The following is a 14036-nucleotide window of genomic DNA, read 5'->3' on the forward strand; positions in this document are numbered from 1 at the left end:
ATATTCCCCTTGAGGTGTGTGTCCCGGGCCGCCCCTGGCTGTTTCCCTAGCGGCGCTTCACGCCGGGCTTGGCGGGGGCCGGCTTGGCCTGCGGGCGCTTGGGCGGGGGCGGCGGGGGCGCCGGCTTCTTGGCGACCACGGCCTTCGCCGGCACCGTGTTGGCGGCCACCGTGCGCCCCGGCGCCTGGGGGACGACGACCACCGACGCGGCCGGGGGCTCCGGCAGGGGCTGGGGCCGGTCCACCGCGTAGGTGAGCCCCTCGATGGCGCAGGTGCCCTCGATGCAGCCGACGGTCGGCGCGGGGGGCTCGCCGAACTGGGCCTGCCAGTCCGGGCCCAGGTTCAGGGGCTCCGCGATGGCGCGCTGATCCTTCCCCTGGCCGACGAAGGCCTGCATCACGCCGTCCTCGGTGACGAACAGCTCCAGCCGCACCTCGTCCTCCGGCGCGTCGAGGCCCAGCATGGCGCCGCTGCGCTCGCCCAGCGACCACTCCAGCGACAGCGGCGCGCCCGCGCCGGGGTGCACGATGGTCACGTAGCGGCCGTCCCGGCCCATCAGGCCCAGCGAGGCCACCGGCTCCGGCGGCGGGCCGTTCCAGAGCTCCTTCAGGCGCCGCTGCCACGTGGCCGGGGGCGCCTCGGCGCGCACCCGCGCGGTCAGCCGGGCCACGCCGCCCACCAGCCCCACCACGTCCACGCGGGCGCGGCCCACGCGCGTCTCCTGGTCGTCCAGGGGCGGGAAGACGATGGCCTTGTTCTCGAAGGCCAGCTCGCGACCGACCTTCACCACCTGGGGCGAGTCCGGCCCCTCGCCCATGGTCACGCGGCGCTTGTCCGGGGTGACGTCCTCGACCCGGCCGGGGCCGTTGAGCGTCTTGAACTCGGACCGCTCCGCCATGATGGTCTTGCCTGGCAAGGGGAGCGTGACGTGCACCCGCCCGCTGCGGTGGTACGCCACGCCCAGCACGCCCACGGCCGCCAGCACCGCCAAGCCCGCGGCCGTCTGCGCCGTCACGCGCGCCGCGCGGCGCAGCGCGGCCTGCGCCCGCTGCCAGCGCGTCAGCCGCAGGGGCGGCATGGACAGGAGGCTGCCGGGGACCAGCGGCTCCAGCTCCGCGATGAGCGCGCTGACGGACGGATAGCGCTCGTCCGGATCCGGCTTGAGGCACCGCATCACGATGGCGTCCACGCGCGGATCCAGCCCCGGGCGCTTGCGCGACGGCGGATCGAAGGTGCCCAGCGGCACCTCGCCGGTGAAGGTCTCGTAGAGGATGACGCCCAGGGAGAAGATGTCCGCGCGCGCGTCCGCGTTCTTCGCGTCCACGCGCTGCTCGGGCGCCATGTACGAGATGGTGCCCATGGACACGTGCGTGGACGTGAGCGCGAAGCGCGACGCCGCCGACGCGTCGTCCAGGAAGGACGCCAGCCCGAAGTCGGACACCTTCGCGATGCCGCCGGCCTGCTGATCCAGCAGGATGTTCTCCGGCTTCAGGTCGCGGTGGATGACGCCCCGGCCGTGCGCGTACTCGATGGCCCGGCAGATCTCGAGCATCCGGCGCAGGAGCACCGGCGTCTCCATGGACGGGCTGCGCATGAGCTCGCGCAGGGATGGCCCGTCCACGAACTCCATCACCAGGTAGTAGGTGGTGTCGGTCTTCCCCTTGTCGACGATGGAGACGACGTGGGGGTGGCTCAGCGTCGCCAGCGCCGCGGCTTCCTTCTGGAAGCGCGCGATGAACGAGGGGTCCTTGGCCAGCTCCGGGTTCAGCAGCTTCACCGCGACCGTGCGGCCGAGCGACAGCTGGGTGGCCTTGTGGACCTCTCCCATTCCGCCGGCGCCGACGAGCTTCTCCAGGCGGTAGCCGCTGATGAGGTCAGGAGGCCGGGAACGACTGATGGCGGTGGGCTCGAACGAGGACATGGGCGGGGGACAGGGCGCCGAGGGTAGCAGAAACGGGGCGCCGCGTTAGCGCACCCCAGCGGCCCTCCCGGACCCCTCCCGCTCGCCGGGTGGGCGGGCGGCCATGACCCGGGTGGAGCCCCTGGGAGAGGCTCCCAGGTGGGCTCAGGTATCCCCGGCGACGGGGCGCAGCACGCTGGTGAGGTTGGTGCGCACCTGCGACAGCGAGGAGCGCATGTTCGCGTGCCGCACGGACGCGCCCACGGCCCGCGCCAGCGACTTGAGCAGGGAAATCTCCTCCGGGCGCCAGACGCGCGCCTGGTGGCAGTCCTCGAACGCCACGAACCCCCACCACTGCTTGGCCGGGACGACGGGGCACAGCAGCACGGACTGGACGCCCTGGCGCTCCAGGAGCTCGCGCATCATCGGCGGCGCGTCCTTGGTGAGGCAGGAGACCACCATCTGCGCCTCCAGCATGTCCGTCCACGCCATGGCGTAGTCGCGCAGGGGCAGCGAGCGCAGCACCGGGTGCGCCAGCGGGGACACCACGCCCGGCTCCGCCCACGCGTAGCGCAGGTCCGTCAGGAACCGGCCCGCCAGATTCGTGGTCCGGTTCTCGAAGAGGCACGCGCGGTCCACCTTCAGGGGCCGGGCCACCATGCCCAGCGCATCCGAACCCGTGGCCGAGCACAGGCCCTTGTCCAGGAGCAACCGCGACGCTTCGGACACCTTCGTGAACGCTTCCACCATGACCGTCTCGCTTGAAGGGGGGGAGGGGGTCACCCCTTCCTGTCGTGGATGAGCTGTCATCCACACATGTCCCGTTATGCAGGATTCCTTTGTTTCTGTCAAATGGTGGTTTTACTGGAAACACAAGGAGAGAGCTGGGGTGGATTCCAACCCCGGACACGCGGACAGGGGCGCGCTCGCGGAGCGCGGGCCCCTGTCGGGCTCGGCGCGCGGTGCCCTCCCCTCTGGGAGGAGGGCGTCGGGGCTACCGCGCGGGCTTCGTGGGGGTGGGGCGCTTCAGGGGCTTCTGCCGGGCGCCCGTGTTGCCGGCGCTCCGCAGGAGCTTCTCCGCGCGGCCGGAGGACCGGGGCGCCACCTTCGCCTCCTTCTCCTCGTGCTTCGAAGGCGCGTGGGGGTCGGCCTGGATGTCGCTGGCCGCGGGGGCTGTCGCCTCGGCGGTGGGCGTCGGGGCGGCGGTGGAGGCGGAAGCGGCGAGCAGGGCGGCGACGAGGAGGGTCTTCATGGCGGCGGGCTCGGAGGCTCGTGACGGGCGGCCCGCGCGGGAGTGCGCCGGGCGTCGTCATCGATGGTTCAGAGGTTCAGATGGGCGCCGGTGGGGTGTTTATTCATCCGCCGTCGCGCGCGAGCGGCGCGTGCGTGCTTCCGCGCGAGGTCCCTGGCGCGGCAGCGGGTCCGCTCCCACGCGCAGAACGACAACAGGGGCGCCCTCGTGGAGAGAGCGCCCCTGCCGGGCACCACGTCCTGTCCGTCCCTTGGAGGCGGGCAGGGCGCGAGTGAAGAGAGGGATCAGCCCTCGGTCTTCGTCTCGGTGGTGGTCTTCTTCTCGGCCTTGGTCTTCGTGCTCTTCTTGCCGGCCTTGCCCTCGTGCTTGGTCTCGGTCTTGGCCTCGGTCTTCACCTCACCCTGCGCCTCGGGAGCGGGGGCGGCGGCCTCGGTCTGCGCCTCGGGGGCGGGGGCGGCGGTGGGGGCCGGGGTGTTGGCGAACGCGGCGGAAGCGGCGAACAGGGCGGCGACGAAGACGGTCTTCATGGATGACTCCGGGCACGACACGCCGACGCGGGATTGCATCGGTTGTTGCCATGGCCCTTGAGCACCCGCCGTGCCAGCGCGGGTTTCAAGCAACTTCGCGGGGTTCTCCGGGTGGGAGCGGATCCGCCATGGGGAGAAACTCCTCAGTTGCGATTGCAACAATGGGTGCAAGCTCCCCAGGCAGGCTCACGTTGCTTTGACGGCAACGGCGCTCTTCTGCAAGCTGCACGGCAACCTTCCGCTCCGAGCGCCACGCGCCGGGGCATGAAGTGGAGCACGGAGCCCGGATGTCCTCGTCGTGCATGTCGCGCGGCCAGGTGTCGGGAGAGATGGCGTATGCGGCACCTGCTGGTGGCATGGAGTGTGGCGTGGCTGGGGATGGGATGCGCCGCGACCATTCCCCCCGAGCGCTTCCAGGCCCAGGTGACGGAGACGGAGCGCTGGCAGCGCGAGTTCCAGGCCGAGCGCGAGCGCACGGAGGCGCTGGCGGCGAAGCTGGCGGCCCTGGAGTCCGCGCTGGAGGAGCTGGCGCAGGAGCGCGCGGAGGCGGAGCAGGCGCGCGCGGAGGCGGAGCAGGCGCGCGCGACCGCGACGGAGGAGCTGGCGCGGGTGGAGGCGGAGCGCCACACGCTGGAGGAGCACAACGCGCAGCTGCTGGCGCGGCAGCGTGAGCTGGCGGCGCTGCATGAGGAGCTGTCGGACGTGTGGTACGAGTCCGCGCTGGAGCGCGCGCGGCGGCGCACGCAGCCGCCCCTGCCGGGCGCGACCTCCACCGAGGCGGCCGGGCCGGTGCCGTGAGTCTCACAGGGCGCGTCCGCGCGGCGGCGCCTCCTGGTTCTTCTTCTGCTGTCGACCCAAGGAGCGTGCCCGTGGCGATGAACTCGCGGACCCCCATCCGTGGATACCGCGCGGGTTTCTTCTTCGTGGTGATGCTCCTGTCGGGCGTCACCGGCTTCATGCTCTGGACGGAGGTGCGCACCGGGCATCAGGTGGACGCGCTGGTGCTGGAGGCCCTGGAGCGCGCGAGCCTCATCGGCCGCATCCGCGTGGACGTGATGTCGCTGGAGTCCGCCATCGAGGCGCACGTGCGCTCCAGCGGCGACGCCGAGCGCAAGGAAGCCGACGCGGTGATGGAGGACATCCTCAACAGCATCCGCCAGTCCTCGGAGGCGTACATGCGGCACCTGCCGCCCGGGGAGAAGGAGGTCTGGCTGCGCTTCAACGGCGCGTGCCAGGGCCTGGCGGATCAGGTGCGCGCGGCGGCGGTGTTCTCGCGCCAGCGCGACGCGGAGCGCGCCCGGCGCCACCTGGTGGAGAGCATCCGCCCGCTGGCGGCGGAGGTGGACCAGCTGGCGGGACAGCTGGCCACGGAGAACGCGTCCGACGCGCGCGTGCTGGTGGGGCGGCTGGGCACGCTGCGGGTGCGCAACACCGCCCTGGGCGCGGCCACCACGCTGCTGGCCATCCTGCTGTCCATGCTGGTGGGCTGGCACATCATCTCCCTGCTCAAGCGCCAGGACGCCACCATCCAGGGGCAGCTGGAGGAGCTGGGGCGCCACAACGAGGAGCTGGACGCGTTCACCCGCCGCGTGGCGCACGACCTGATGGGGCCCTTGTCGCCGCTCAAGGGCTACCTGACGCTCATCCGCCGCTCCGGCGCGGTGAAGGACCCGGGCGCGCTGGAGATGATCTCCCAGTGCGAGTCCAGCGCGGTGCGCATGGGGGAGCTCATCGAGGCGCTGCTGCGCTTCTGCCGCGCGGGCACGCGGGGCGACGGGACGATGGGCGAGCTGGACACGGCGGTGAGCACGCTGCTGCTGGAGGTGAGCCAGACGGCGACGGCGCTGGGCGTGGCGCTGGAGCGCGAGCTGGAGCCGGGCGTGCGGGTGGACTGCCCGGCGCAGCTGCTCCAGGTGGTGGCGCGCAACCTGCTGTCCAACGCGGTGAAGTACACGGCGGGGCGGCCGGATCCGCGCGTGAAGGTGCGGGTGGCCACGGAGGGGGCGGACGCGGTGGTGGAGGTCACGGACAACGGCATGGGGATGAGCGCCGCGACGCAGGCGTCGCTGTTCCAGCCGTTCTTCCGGGCTGCGGAGGCGCGGGGCATCCCGGGCCATGGCCTGGGGCTGGCGACCACCCGGCGCGTGGTGGAGGCGCACGGCGGCACGCTCACGGTGCACTCGGAGGAGGGCAAGGGCACGCGGATCCGCGTGCGGTTCGCACGAGTGACGCGCACTCCGGCGCCGCTTGTGGTGGAGTCCGGGGCGCAGCATGACGCTTCCTCCATCCGCAAGGCCTCATGAGCACAGCCCGAATCCTCGTCGTCGATGATGATCCGCATGCGCGGGACCTGCTCCAGCGCCTCCTGGGCGTGCTGGGCCCGGTGACGCAGGCGCCAGACCCCAGGGGCGCGGCGGAGCGGATGGGCGAGCAGTCCTTCGACCTGGTGCTCACGGACATGGCCATGCCCGACCCGGGCGACGGCCTGAAGGTGCTCCATCTGGTGAAGTCGAACCTGCCGGACACGCCGGTGATCGTCGTGACGGCGTTCGGCAACATCGAGGGCGCGCTGGACAGCATCCAGCAGGGCGCCTTCGACTACCTGTCCAAGCCGTTCGACGTGGACGCCATCATGCGGGTGGCGAAGCGCGCGCTGGAGCAGAAGCGGCTGGTGGAGGAGAACCGCACGCTGCGCAAGCAGGTGGAGCGCACGTCGCTGGTGGGCCGCAGCCAGGCGCTGCTGGAGGTCTACAAGCAGGTCGCCCGCGCGGCGACGAGCAACGTGCCCGTGCTGATTACCGGTGAGACGGGGACGGGCAAGGAGATGGTGGCGCGGGCGCTGCACAAGCGCTCGGCGCGCACGTCGGGGCCGTTCATCCCGGTGGACTGCGGCGCCATCACCGAGTCGCTGATGGAGAGCGAGCTGTTCGGCCACGCGAAGGGCAGCTTCACGGGGGCGTCGGGCGCGCGGCGGGGCCTGTTCGAGGAGGCCAGCGGCGGCACGCTGTTCCTGGATGAGATCGGCGACGTGGGGATGAAGGTCCAGTCGCAGCTTTTGCGCGTGCTCCAGGAGGGGGAGATCCGCCGCGTGGGCGAGAGCGTCCCGGTGAAGGTGGACGTGCGGGTGCTGGCGGCGACGAACAAGGACCTGAAGGCGCGGGTGGCGGAGGGGCAGTTCCGCGAGGACCTGCTGTACCGGCTGGACGTGGTGCACCTGCACCTGCCGCCCCTGCGCGAGCGGCGCGAGGACATCCCCGCGCTGGTGGAGCACTTCGCGGCGCTGCACGCGCGGGGCGGCGTGCGGCCGGTGGTGACGGCGGACGCGATGGCGCGGCTCACGGTGTACGACTGGCCGGGCAACGTGCGGCAGCTGGAGAACGTGATGGCGCGGGCGCTCGCGCTGAACGTGACGGGCGTGCTGGGGCCGCCGGACTTCCCGGAGCCCATCGGTGACGCGCCCAAGCGGCTGATCGGGCTCGCGGGGGACTTGCCGAGCCTCGCGGAGCTGTCGAGGCGCTACGCCGCGCACGTGCTCCAGCACGTGGGGGGCAACAAGAGCGAGGCCGCGCGCCTGTTGGGCGTGGACCGCAAGACGCTCTACAAGCTCCTGGAGGCGCAGGAGTCGCCCGAAGGGCTCCCGCCCACGGAGGGGCGGGGCTGAGCCGCGGAGGCGCTTTCCGCCCTTCGTGGCAATCGCCGCTCAGGGCGCAAGCCCTGCCCACCCACGCGTTCTCTCGCGCAGGAGATCGCACCTGGGCCGACGTTGAGGATGTCAGCAGGGACCCGTAGCGTTCCGGCCTGTATGCGCCGCCGCTGGTTCCCCCTCGGACTCCCCCTGTTGTTCTTCGCGTGCGCTCCGGTGGAGCCCCCCGTGCCCGCCGCGCCGGTGGACGCGGGCGCCGTGACGGCCCAGGTCGCCGCGCCCGAGGCCGCGGTCGCGCCTACGGAGTCCGCGGAGGCGCTGCGCTCCGCGTGGCAGGCCACCGCGCCGGAGTCGTCCGCGGATGGTGGCGTCACGCACGCCACCGCGCCAGCACTGCTCAGCGTGGCGGAGGGTCCGGAGGACGCGGGGCGCCCGCTCGAGCTGTCGCTGTCGCAGTCCATCTCCGTCGGCGCGGACACCGAAGCCCTGCCCGGCGAAGAGGAGCCGCAGGTCATCACCGAGTCCGAGGTCCCCGTGCTGGAGCTGGGCCCGGACGGTGAGCCGGTGATCGACGCGGAGGACGCCGCGCAGGAGGACTCCACCGAGACCGGCGTGGACGCCCTCGCGCGGGGCCTGGATGGCGGAAGCGCTCCGGGCTCGCCGGGAGGCGCCGTGGGCTCCGCCCCGAGCGGGCCGGAGGTCGCGGTGGCTGCGCCTGTCGCGAGCGACGGTGCCGGACCGCTCCCGGTGCCCGCGGCCTCGCCCGGCACGGGCGGCGACGGCGACGAGGACGTGGTCGCCGAGGCGCCGCTCACGGAGGTCGATGCCGGCATGGAGCCCTACGCCATTCCCTACGCGCCGGACGCGGGCTCGCTGCGCGTGCGCCGCTCCATCTCCGTGCGCGCGGAGCCCCGGCAGGACGCGCCCTCGCTGGGCACCGTGGCCCAGGACATGCGGGTGAAGTGGCAGGGCGCGATGCGCGGACCGGATTGTGACACCTGGGTGCAGCTGCAACCGCGTGGCTGGGTCTGCGAGCGCTACCTGGAGCAGAACTTCCGCGAGCCCCGCGTCCGCCCGCTGCCCCGCGTGGAGGAGGGCGCGCTCACTCCTGGCATCTACGCCCGCGTCGTGGGCCACCGCGTGCGCGCCTACCCGAGCCTCGCGCTCGCCCGGAAGCGGAAGCAGGGCGTGCTGCTCAAGGGCTCCGTCACGGTGAAGCTCCAGGGGCAGGTGAAGGTCGGCCGGCGCACCTTCTGGCGCACCTCCGACGGCCAGTACTTCGAGGCGCGCGTGCTGCGCGAGCACCGCCCCTCCGACTTCAGCGGCCTGGACGCGGAGGCGCTCGCGTCCCTGCCCATGCCCTTCGCCTGGGCCCAGTCGCGCGCCGCTCCCCGCACCGACGTGGTGGTGCGCAAGGCCCCGGCCGCGCGAGCGGAGCGCGAGACCGTGCTCCCGCCGCGCACGCTCGTCGCCGTGCGCGAGCTGTCCCCCGACGGCCAGTGGGTCCGCATCGCCGAGGACCACTGGGTGGCGCGCGACGACCTGCACGTCGCGTGGCCGCTGGCGTCCCCGTCCATCGTGGAGCCCGGCGCGCGCTGGCTGGACGTGGACCTGGAGTCGCAGACGCTCATCGCCTACGAGGGCGACCGCCCCGTCTACGCCACGCTCATCTCCTCCGGCAGACCCGGCACCGACACGCCGGAGGGGCTCTTCCGCATCTGGGTGAAGTTCGCGGAGGCGGACATGACGGGCCGCATGGGCATGGCCAGCTACCGCGTGGCCACCGTGCCGTGGACCATGTTCTTCGAGGGCGACTTCGCCCTGCACACCGCCTACTGGCACGACCGCTTCGGCGAACCCGTGAGCCACGGCTGCATCAACCTGGCCCCCAAGGACGCGCGCGCCCTCTACGGCTGGACCACGCCGGAGGTGCCCGTCGGCTGGTCCATGGTCCACGCCATGCCGGAGGACCCCGGCACCTGGGTGCGCATCCGGGGCCAGGCCCACGAGCCGCCGAAGAAGCGCCGCAGGGGCTCGGCCGTCGTCGCCGCCGTCCGGGACCTCTAACCGCCCAGCACGGACACCGTGACGCGGCGGCGGTGCGGCGACGTGCGGTGCTCCCAGACGTAGACGCCCTGCCACGTGCCCAGGTCCGCCTCGCCGTCCCTCACCGGCACGGTCAGGGACACCTGCGTCAGCACCGTGCGCACGTGCGCCGGCATGTCGTCCGGCCCCTCCGCGTCGTGCTGGAACAGCGGGTCGCCGTCCCTCACCAGCCGGGAGAAGAACGCCTCCAGGTCGCGCTGGACGACGGGGTCCGCGTTCTCGCCGATGATCAGCGACGCGCTGGTGTGGTGCAGGAACAGCGTGCACAGGCCCTCGCGGATGCCCGTGGCCTTCACCGCCTGCTGCACCTCACCGGTGATGTCCACCAGGCCCCGGCCCAGCGTGGACACCGTCAGCTCCTTCGCCTGATACACCCCAAGCCTCCGTCCCGTGGGTCAGCGGCCGTCCAGCCGCTTCACGAGGAACGCCGCCAGCTGCTCCAGCTCCTCGGTGATGAGCGTGTGCCCACCCTCAAAAGGTAGGAACTCCACCGGCAGCCCCGCGCCTGTCAGCAGGTCGCGCAGGCGCTCGCCTTCCTGGAAGGGGAGCACCGGGTCCTGCCGGCCGTGCCCCTGGAACACCGGGAGCGCCGTCCTCGCGCGGGCGCGGGGCTCCCACTCCTTCCCGGCGACCACGGCCCCGGACAGGAGGCACAGCCCCGCGGGGCGCTCCTCCAGCCGCAGGGCCACGTCCGTGGCCATCATCGCGCCCTGGCTGAAGCCTCCCAGCACGACGCGCTCCAGCGGCACCTGGAGCGCCGCCACCACGCTCATCAGCGCCCGGCGCGCGGCGGGCATCCCCGGCGGCACCGCCTGGGAGTACTGCGCCCAGTCGCGCCCCTGCCCCATCAGGATGGCCGGGGGAATCTCGAACCACGCGCGGCCCCCGGGCATGCCCAGGGCGTCCAGCGACAGCGGCGCCTCCGGAAAGACGAACCGCGCCGCCTGCGCCAGCCGGGGCGCGGCCATCATCAGCTCCGGCGCCAGCGCCACCAGGTCCGTGCCCGGCGCGCCGAAGCCGTGGCACAGCACCACCACCACCTGGGGAGCCGCGCCCTCGGGGAGCGCGTCCACCCCGTGGCAGGTCAGCTCCCCCAGCTTCGTGCGCACGTGGCGCGGGCGGAGGCTCACGGCTGCGCGTCGCTGATGGTGACGTGCTGGATGACCATGTCCGCGTCCGGCCGGTCCTGCCGGTTGCGCGGCGTGTTGGCGATCTTCTCCACCACGTCGTAGCCCTTCACCACCTCGCCGAAGATGGTGTGCCGGCCCTTGAGGAACTGCGGCGTGGACGTGGTGATGAAGAACTGGCTGCCGTTGGTGCCCGGGCCCGCGTTGGCCATGGCCAGGAGGCCCTTCTTGTCGAAGTCGCGGTTGCTCTGGAACTCGTCCGCGAAGCGGTAGCCCGGGTCGCCCCGGCCGGTGCCCGTGGGGTCGCCGCCCTGGATCATGAAGTCGGGGATGACGCGGTGGAAGATGACGCCGTCGTAGAGCGGCTTGCCCTCCACGCGCTCGCCCGTCCTGGGGTTGATCCACGGCTGCTCGCCGGACGCGAGGCCCACGAAGTTCGCCACCGTCTTGGGCGCGTCCTTGGAGAAGAGCTTGAGCACGATGGTGCCCTGGTTCGTCTCCATCGTGGCCCAGAGGTCCTGGCCCTCCAGGGCCTTCTTCTGGAAGCCCGTCGCGGCGGCCGCGTCCGTCTGGAGGCTCACCGTGCGGGTGGCCGCCTGGGAGGGCGTGGGCTGTGCTGCGGGGGCCTTCGACGCGGGCGGCTGCTCCTTGTCCTTGGAGCACGCGGTCAGGGCGAGGCAGAGGAGTCCAGCGGTCAGGAATCGGGTGCGCATGGGGCGCGCATCCTAGCGGCTTTCGACCGGGCTCCAGCGTGTTAAAGAGGTGTTTCATCCCCGGAGGTTTCCCCTGTGACAACCGGACAGGAATGGCTGGTTGACGCGAGCGGCTGCGCGCCGGCGCGGCTCAAGGACGCGGCCGCGCTGGCGGCCCTCTTCGAGGAGCTGGTCGTCTTGATGGACCTGAAGGTCGTGGGCCCGCCGCAGTGGCACGTCTTCCCGGAGCCCGGCGGCGTCACCGGCCTGGCGCTCCTGGCCGAGAGCCACCTGGCCATCCACACCTTCCCGGAGCACGGCTTCGCCGCGCTCAACGTCTACTGCTGCCGCGCCCGCGCGCGCCCGGACTTCGACGCGATGGCGGCGAAGCACCTGGGCGCCACGGCGTGCCGCGTGCGCGAGCTGCCGAGAGGAGGGGGGGCGTGACGCAGGGGGCGTGTCCGTCGTGCGGCGCGAGCGTGGAGTTCTCCGTGGGGTCCGCGCAGGTGGTGGTGTGCGGCCACTGCCAGACGATGGTGGCCCGCGTGGGCGCGGAGCTGGAGGCCCACGGCAAGGTGGCCCGCATCGTGGAGACGGACTCCCCGCTGCGCCTGGGGCTGGAGGGCCGCGTCAACGGCACCGCGTATCAAATCGTCGGGCGCCTCCAGAAGGACCACGGCGCCGGCCCCTGGGACGAGTGGTACGTGGAGCTGTCCGACGGCCGCACCGGCTGGCTCAGCGAGTCCGAGGGCGCCTTCCACCTGCTCTTCGCGGCCGGCGTGGAGGAGGGCCTCCAACTGGAGCGCCTCCACCCCGGGGACCGCCTGCGCCTGCGCAACCGCCCGCTGGTGGTGGAGGAGCGCGGCCACGGGCGCGTCACCGCCGCGGAGGGACAGCTCCCCAGCGACGTGGATCCGCAAGCCGACAGCTACTACGTGGACGCCACGGGCCCGCGCGGCCTGTTCGTCACGCTGGACTTCGGCGCGCGCGACCGCGACCCGGAGGTGTTCCTGGGGCAGAGGCTGGAGCTCGCGCAGCTGGGCATCCCGGCGGGGGACCTGCGCCCGCGCGCGCGCAAGGTCCAGCTCCAGCAGGCGCGCTGCACCCAGTGCAACGGCCCGCTGGAGCTGCGCGCGCCGGACCAGACGATGCGCGTGGCGTGCCCGTACTGCGGCGCGCTGATGAACGTGGCGGAAGGGAAGCTGTCCTTCCTCAAGCTGCTCCAGAAGCCGGAGCTGCCGGCGGCGCTCCAGCTGGGGCAGAAGGGCACGCTCGACGGCGCGGAGTGGATCTGCATCGGCTACCAGGAGCGCTCGTGCGTGGTGGAGGGCACGCGCTACCCGTGGATGGAGTACCTCCTCTACCAGCCGGCGCGCGGCTTCACCTGGCTGATGGAGTCCAACGGCCACTGGGTGTTCCTCAAGCCCCTGGCCGCCGGTGACGCCAGCGTCGTGCCCGGGGTGTCCGCGCACTACGAGGGCCGCCGCTACAAGGCCTTCCAGTCCGTCACCGCCGTCACCGACGCCGTGGTGGGCGAGTTCTACTGGAAGGTCCACCAGGGCGAGAAGGCGCGGGCCACGGAGTACGTCGCGCCGCCCTACTCCGTGAACGAGGACGCCACCGACAACGAGGTCACCTACACGCACGGCGAGTACCTCACGCCGGAGCAGGTGCGCGACGCGTTCCGGCTGAAGGAGCCGCTGCCCAGGCCCCGGGGCATCGCGCCCAGCCAGCCCAACGTGCGCCGCGCGGCGATGATGAAGACGCTGCTCTGGTCCGCGGTGTGGCTCCTGGGCCTGTTCGCCCTGTCCGCCGTGCTCCACGCGCGGGCGCTCAACGAGCGGGTGCTGGACCTGCGGGTGACGCTGCCCCGGAGCGCGCACTCCGGCACCCCCGACGCCATGCACTTCAGCGAGCCCTTCGAGCTGCGGCGGGACGGCAACGTGCGGGCCCAGGTCATCATGTCGAGCGCGCTCGACAACGCCTGGGTGGGCGTGCAGGGCGACCTGGTGAACCAGGACACGCAGGAGGTGGTGAGCTTCTACGAAGAGGTGAGCTACTACCACGGACGCGACAGCGACGGCTCCTGGAGCGAGGGCGGACAGAGCGGCAGCGTGTACCTGTCCACGGTGCCCAAGGGGAAGTACGTGCTCCGGACGACCACGTCGTTCGACCCCGGCCTGGCGTTCAAGGGACCGGAGCTGGGCCCCGTCGTCAGCTACCAGGTGCTGCTCACGCACGACACGCCCAACGAGAGCTGGTTCGGCATCGCGCTGGTCGTGCTGCTGATCATCCCGGCGCTGTCGTTCTTCAGCGCCAACAACTTCGAAACCGAGCGCTGGAAGGAAAGCAACCTGTAGCGCTCGAGGCCCGCGGGCCGGGAGGTGGACGATGAGGTACCTGGGCGGCTTGGTGCTCGTGGCGTACGCGTGGGCGACCTATACGGGGTGGGCCCCCTTCAGTGACGAGGAGCGCGGCAAGGTGACCGGAGACGTGAGGCGCGGTCCCGGCGGCGTGCTGCTGTGGACCGGTGGATTCATGGGAGGCAAGTGATGCTGTTGCTTGGAGTGGTGGTCACCCTGCAGGGAGTGCTGGCGAGCGTCATCTACTCGCTCATCGGCCTGGTGGTGTTCGTGGCCGGCTTCTACGTCATCCGCCTCATCCTCCCGTACGACGTGCACAAGGAGATCGAGGTCGACCAGAACACCGCGCTGGGCATCGTCATCGGCTCGTTCATCCTGGGCCTGGCCATCATCATCGCGGCGGCCATCAGCGGCTGAAACACGTGA

15 protein-coding genes are annotated in these 14036 nt (G+C 72.2%); 8 read left to right on the forward strand and 7 right to left on the reverse strand.

The window, feature by feature from the left end; all coding sequences use genetic code 11:
- Window positions 1-46: 46 nt before the first annotated feature.
- From U8525_RS04110 to U8525_RS04125, 4 genes are all read right to left on the reverse strand, one after another.
- A complete protein-coding gene (locus U8525_RS04110) occupies window positions 47-1921 on the reverse strand; it encodes a serine/threonine-protein kinase (protein ID WP_374261426.1) in 1875 nt (624 codons plus the stop codon).
- Between the two features lie 144 nt (window positions 1922-2065).
- Entirely contained in the window at window positions 2066-2650 is a 585-nt protein-coding gene (locus U8525_RS04115; protein WP_374261428.1) for a GAF domain-containing protein, read from the reverse strand.
- A 244-nt stretch (window positions 2651-2894) separates the two neighbouring features.
- Window positions 2895-3152 (reverse strand): hypothetical protein, encoded by a 258-nt coding sequence (locus U8525_RS04120; protein WP_374261430.1) that lies wholly within the window; start codon window positions 3150-3152, stop codon window positions 2895-2897.
- A 284-nt stretch (window positions 3153-3436) separates the two neighbouring features.
- On the reverse strand, window positions 3437-3679 hold the full coding sequence (locus tag U8525_RS04125) for a hypothetical protein (RefSeq protein ID WP_374261433.1): 243 nt from the start codon (window positions 3677-3679) through the stop codon (window positions 3437-3439).
- A 336-nt stretch (window positions 3680-4015) separates the two neighbouring features.
- On the opposite strand from U8525_RS04125, the gene U8525_RS04130 reads away from it, so the two are divergent.
- The 4 genes from U8525_RS04130 (at window position 4016) to U8525_RS04145 (ending at window position 9389) form a co-directional block, all read left to right on the forward strand.
- Window positions 4016-4477: a hypothetical protein gene (locus U8525_RS04130; protein WP_374261435.1), complete on the forward strand. Its 462-nt coding sequence runs from the start codon at window positions 4016-4018 to the stop codon at window positions 4475-4477.
- 77 nt (window positions 4478-4554) lie between these two features.
- A complete protein-coding gene (locus U8525_RS04135; RefSeq protein ID WP_374261437.1) occupies window positions 4555-5982 on the forward strand; it encodes an ATP-binding protein in 1428 nt (475 codons plus the stop codon).
- The gene (locus U8525_RS04140; RefSeq protein WP_374261439.1) at window positions 5979-7340 is read left to right on the forward strand and encodes a sigma-54-dependent transcriptional regulator; all 1362 of its coding nucleotides are present in this window, start codon (window positions 5979-5981) and stop codon (window positions 7338-7340) included. Before U8525_RS04135 ends, U8525_RS04140 begins: the two co-directional genes overlap by 4 nt.
- Before the next feature lie 210 nt (window positions 7341-7550).
- Window positions 7551-9389, forward strand: coding sequence for a L,D-transpeptidase family protein (locus U8525_RS04145; protein WP_374261441.1), 1839 nt, complete (start codon window positions 7551-7553; stop codon window positions 9387-9389).
- Here the strand turns inward: U8525_RS04145 and U8525_RS04150 are convergent.
- From U8525_RS04150 to U8525_RS04160, 3 genes are read right to left on the reverse strand one after another with little or no spacing between them, the layout of a single operon-like run.
- Entirely contained in the window at window positions 9386-9802 is a 417-nt protein-coding gene (locus U8525_RS04150) for a secondary thiamine-phosphate synthase enzyme YjbQ (RefSeq protein WP_374261443.1), read from the reverse strand. The genes U8525_RS04145 and U8525_RS04150 overlap by 4 nt on opposite strands.
- A 21-nt stretch (window positions 9803-9823) precedes the next feature.
- Entirely contained in the window at window positions 9824-10558 is a 735-nt protein-coding gene (locus U8525_RS04155) for an alpha/beta hydrolase (protein WP_374261445.1), read from the reverse strand.
- Entirely contained in the window at window positions 10555-11268 is a 714-nt protein-coding gene (locus U8525_RS04160) for a peptidylprolyl isomerase (RefSeq protein ID WP_374261447.1), read from the reverse strand. The genes U8525_RS04155 and U8525_RS04160 overlap by 4 nt, the downstream gene beginning before the upstream one ends.
- Window positions 11269-11343: 75 nt before the next feature.
- Here U8525_RS04160 and speD point away from each other — a divergent pair, with 75 nt between their 5' ends.
- Genes speD through U8525_RS04180 form a run of 4 tightly spaced genes read left to right on the forward strand, consistent with a single transcriptional unit; the run spans window position 11344 to window position 14027 of the window.
- Window positions 11344-11694 (forward strand): adenosylmethionine decarboxylase, encoded by a 351-nt coding sequence (speD, locus tag U8525_RS04165; RefSeq protein ID WP_374261449.1) that lies wholly within the window; start codon window positions 11344-11346, stop codon window positions 11692-11694.
- Complete coding sequence (locus tag U8525_RS04170; RefSeq protein WP_374261451.1) at window positions 11691-13607, forward strand: DUF4178 domain-containing protein; 1917 nt, start codon at window positions 11691-11693, stop codon at window positions 13605-13607. Before speD ends, U8525_RS04170 begins: the two co-directional genes overlap by 4 nt.
- 31 nt (window positions 13608-13638) lie before the next feature.
- On the forward strand, window positions 13639-13800 hold the full coding sequence (locus U8525_RS04175; protein WP_374261453.1) for a hypothetical protein: 162 nt from the start codon (window positions 13639-13641) through the stop codon (window positions 13798-13800).
- Window positions 13800-14027 (forward strand): DUF350 domain-containing protein, encoded by a 228-nt coding sequence (locus tag U8525_RS04180; RefSeq protein WP_014393984.1) that lies wholly within the window; start codon window positions 13800-13802, stop codon window positions 14025-14027. Before U8525_RS04175 ends, U8525_RS04180 begins: the two co-directional genes overlap by 1 nt.
- Window positions 14028-14036 lie beyond the last annotated feature (9 nt).

It is taken from the genome of Corallococcus sp. RDP092CA, assembly GCF_041903675.1.
Taxonomy (GTDB): Bacteria; Myxococcota; Myxococcia; order Myxococcales; family Myxococcaceae; genus Corallococcus.

What these genes read in the sequence shown, in the direction of transcription:
- U8525_RS04110 (WP_374261426.1), bottom strand. Translation starts at nt 1,921, where the DNA reads ATGTCCTCGTTCGAGCCCACCGCCATCAGTCGTTCCCGGCCTCCTGAC.
- U8525_RS04115 (WP_374261428.1), bottom strand. Translation starts at nt 2,650, where the DNA reads ATGGTGGAAGCGTTCACGAAGGTGTCCGAAGCGTCGCGGTTGCTCCTG.
- U8525_RS04120 (WP_374261430.1), bottom strand. Translation starts at nt 3,152, where the DNA reads ATGAAGACCCTCCTCGTCGCCGCCCTGCTCGCCGCTTCCGCCTCCACC.
- U8525_RS04125 (WP_374261433.1), bottom strand. Translation starts at nt 3,679, where the DNA reads ATGAAGACCGTCTTCGTCGCCGCCCTGTTCGCCGCTTCCGCCGCGTTC.
- U8525_RS04130 (WP_374261435.1), top strand. Translation starts at nt 4,016, where the DNA reads ATGCGGCACCTGCTGGTGGCATGGAGTGTGGCGTGGCTGGGGATGGGA.
- U8525_RS04135 (WP_374261437.1), top strand. Translation starts at nt 4,555, where the DNA reads ATGAACTCGCGGACCCCCATCCGTGGATACCGCGCGGGTTTCTTCTTC.
- U8525_RS04140 (WP_374261439.1), top strand. Translation starts at nt 5,979, where the DNA reads ATGAGCACAGCCCGAATCCTCGTCGTCGATGATGATCCGCATGCGCGG.
- U8525_RS04160 (WP_374261447.1), bottom strand. Translation starts at nt 11,268, where the DNA reads ATGCGCACCCGATTCCTGACCGCTGGACTCCTCTGCCTCGCCCTGACC.
- U8525_RS04175 (WP_374261453.1), top strand. Translation starts at nt 13,639, where the DNA reads ATGAGGTACCTGGGCGGCTTGGTGCTCGTGGCGTACGCGTGGGCGACC.
- U8525_RS04180 (WP_014393984.1), top strand. Translation starts at nt 13,800, where the DNA reads ATGCTGTTGCTTGGAGTGGTGGTCACCCTGCAGGGAGTGCTGGCGAGC.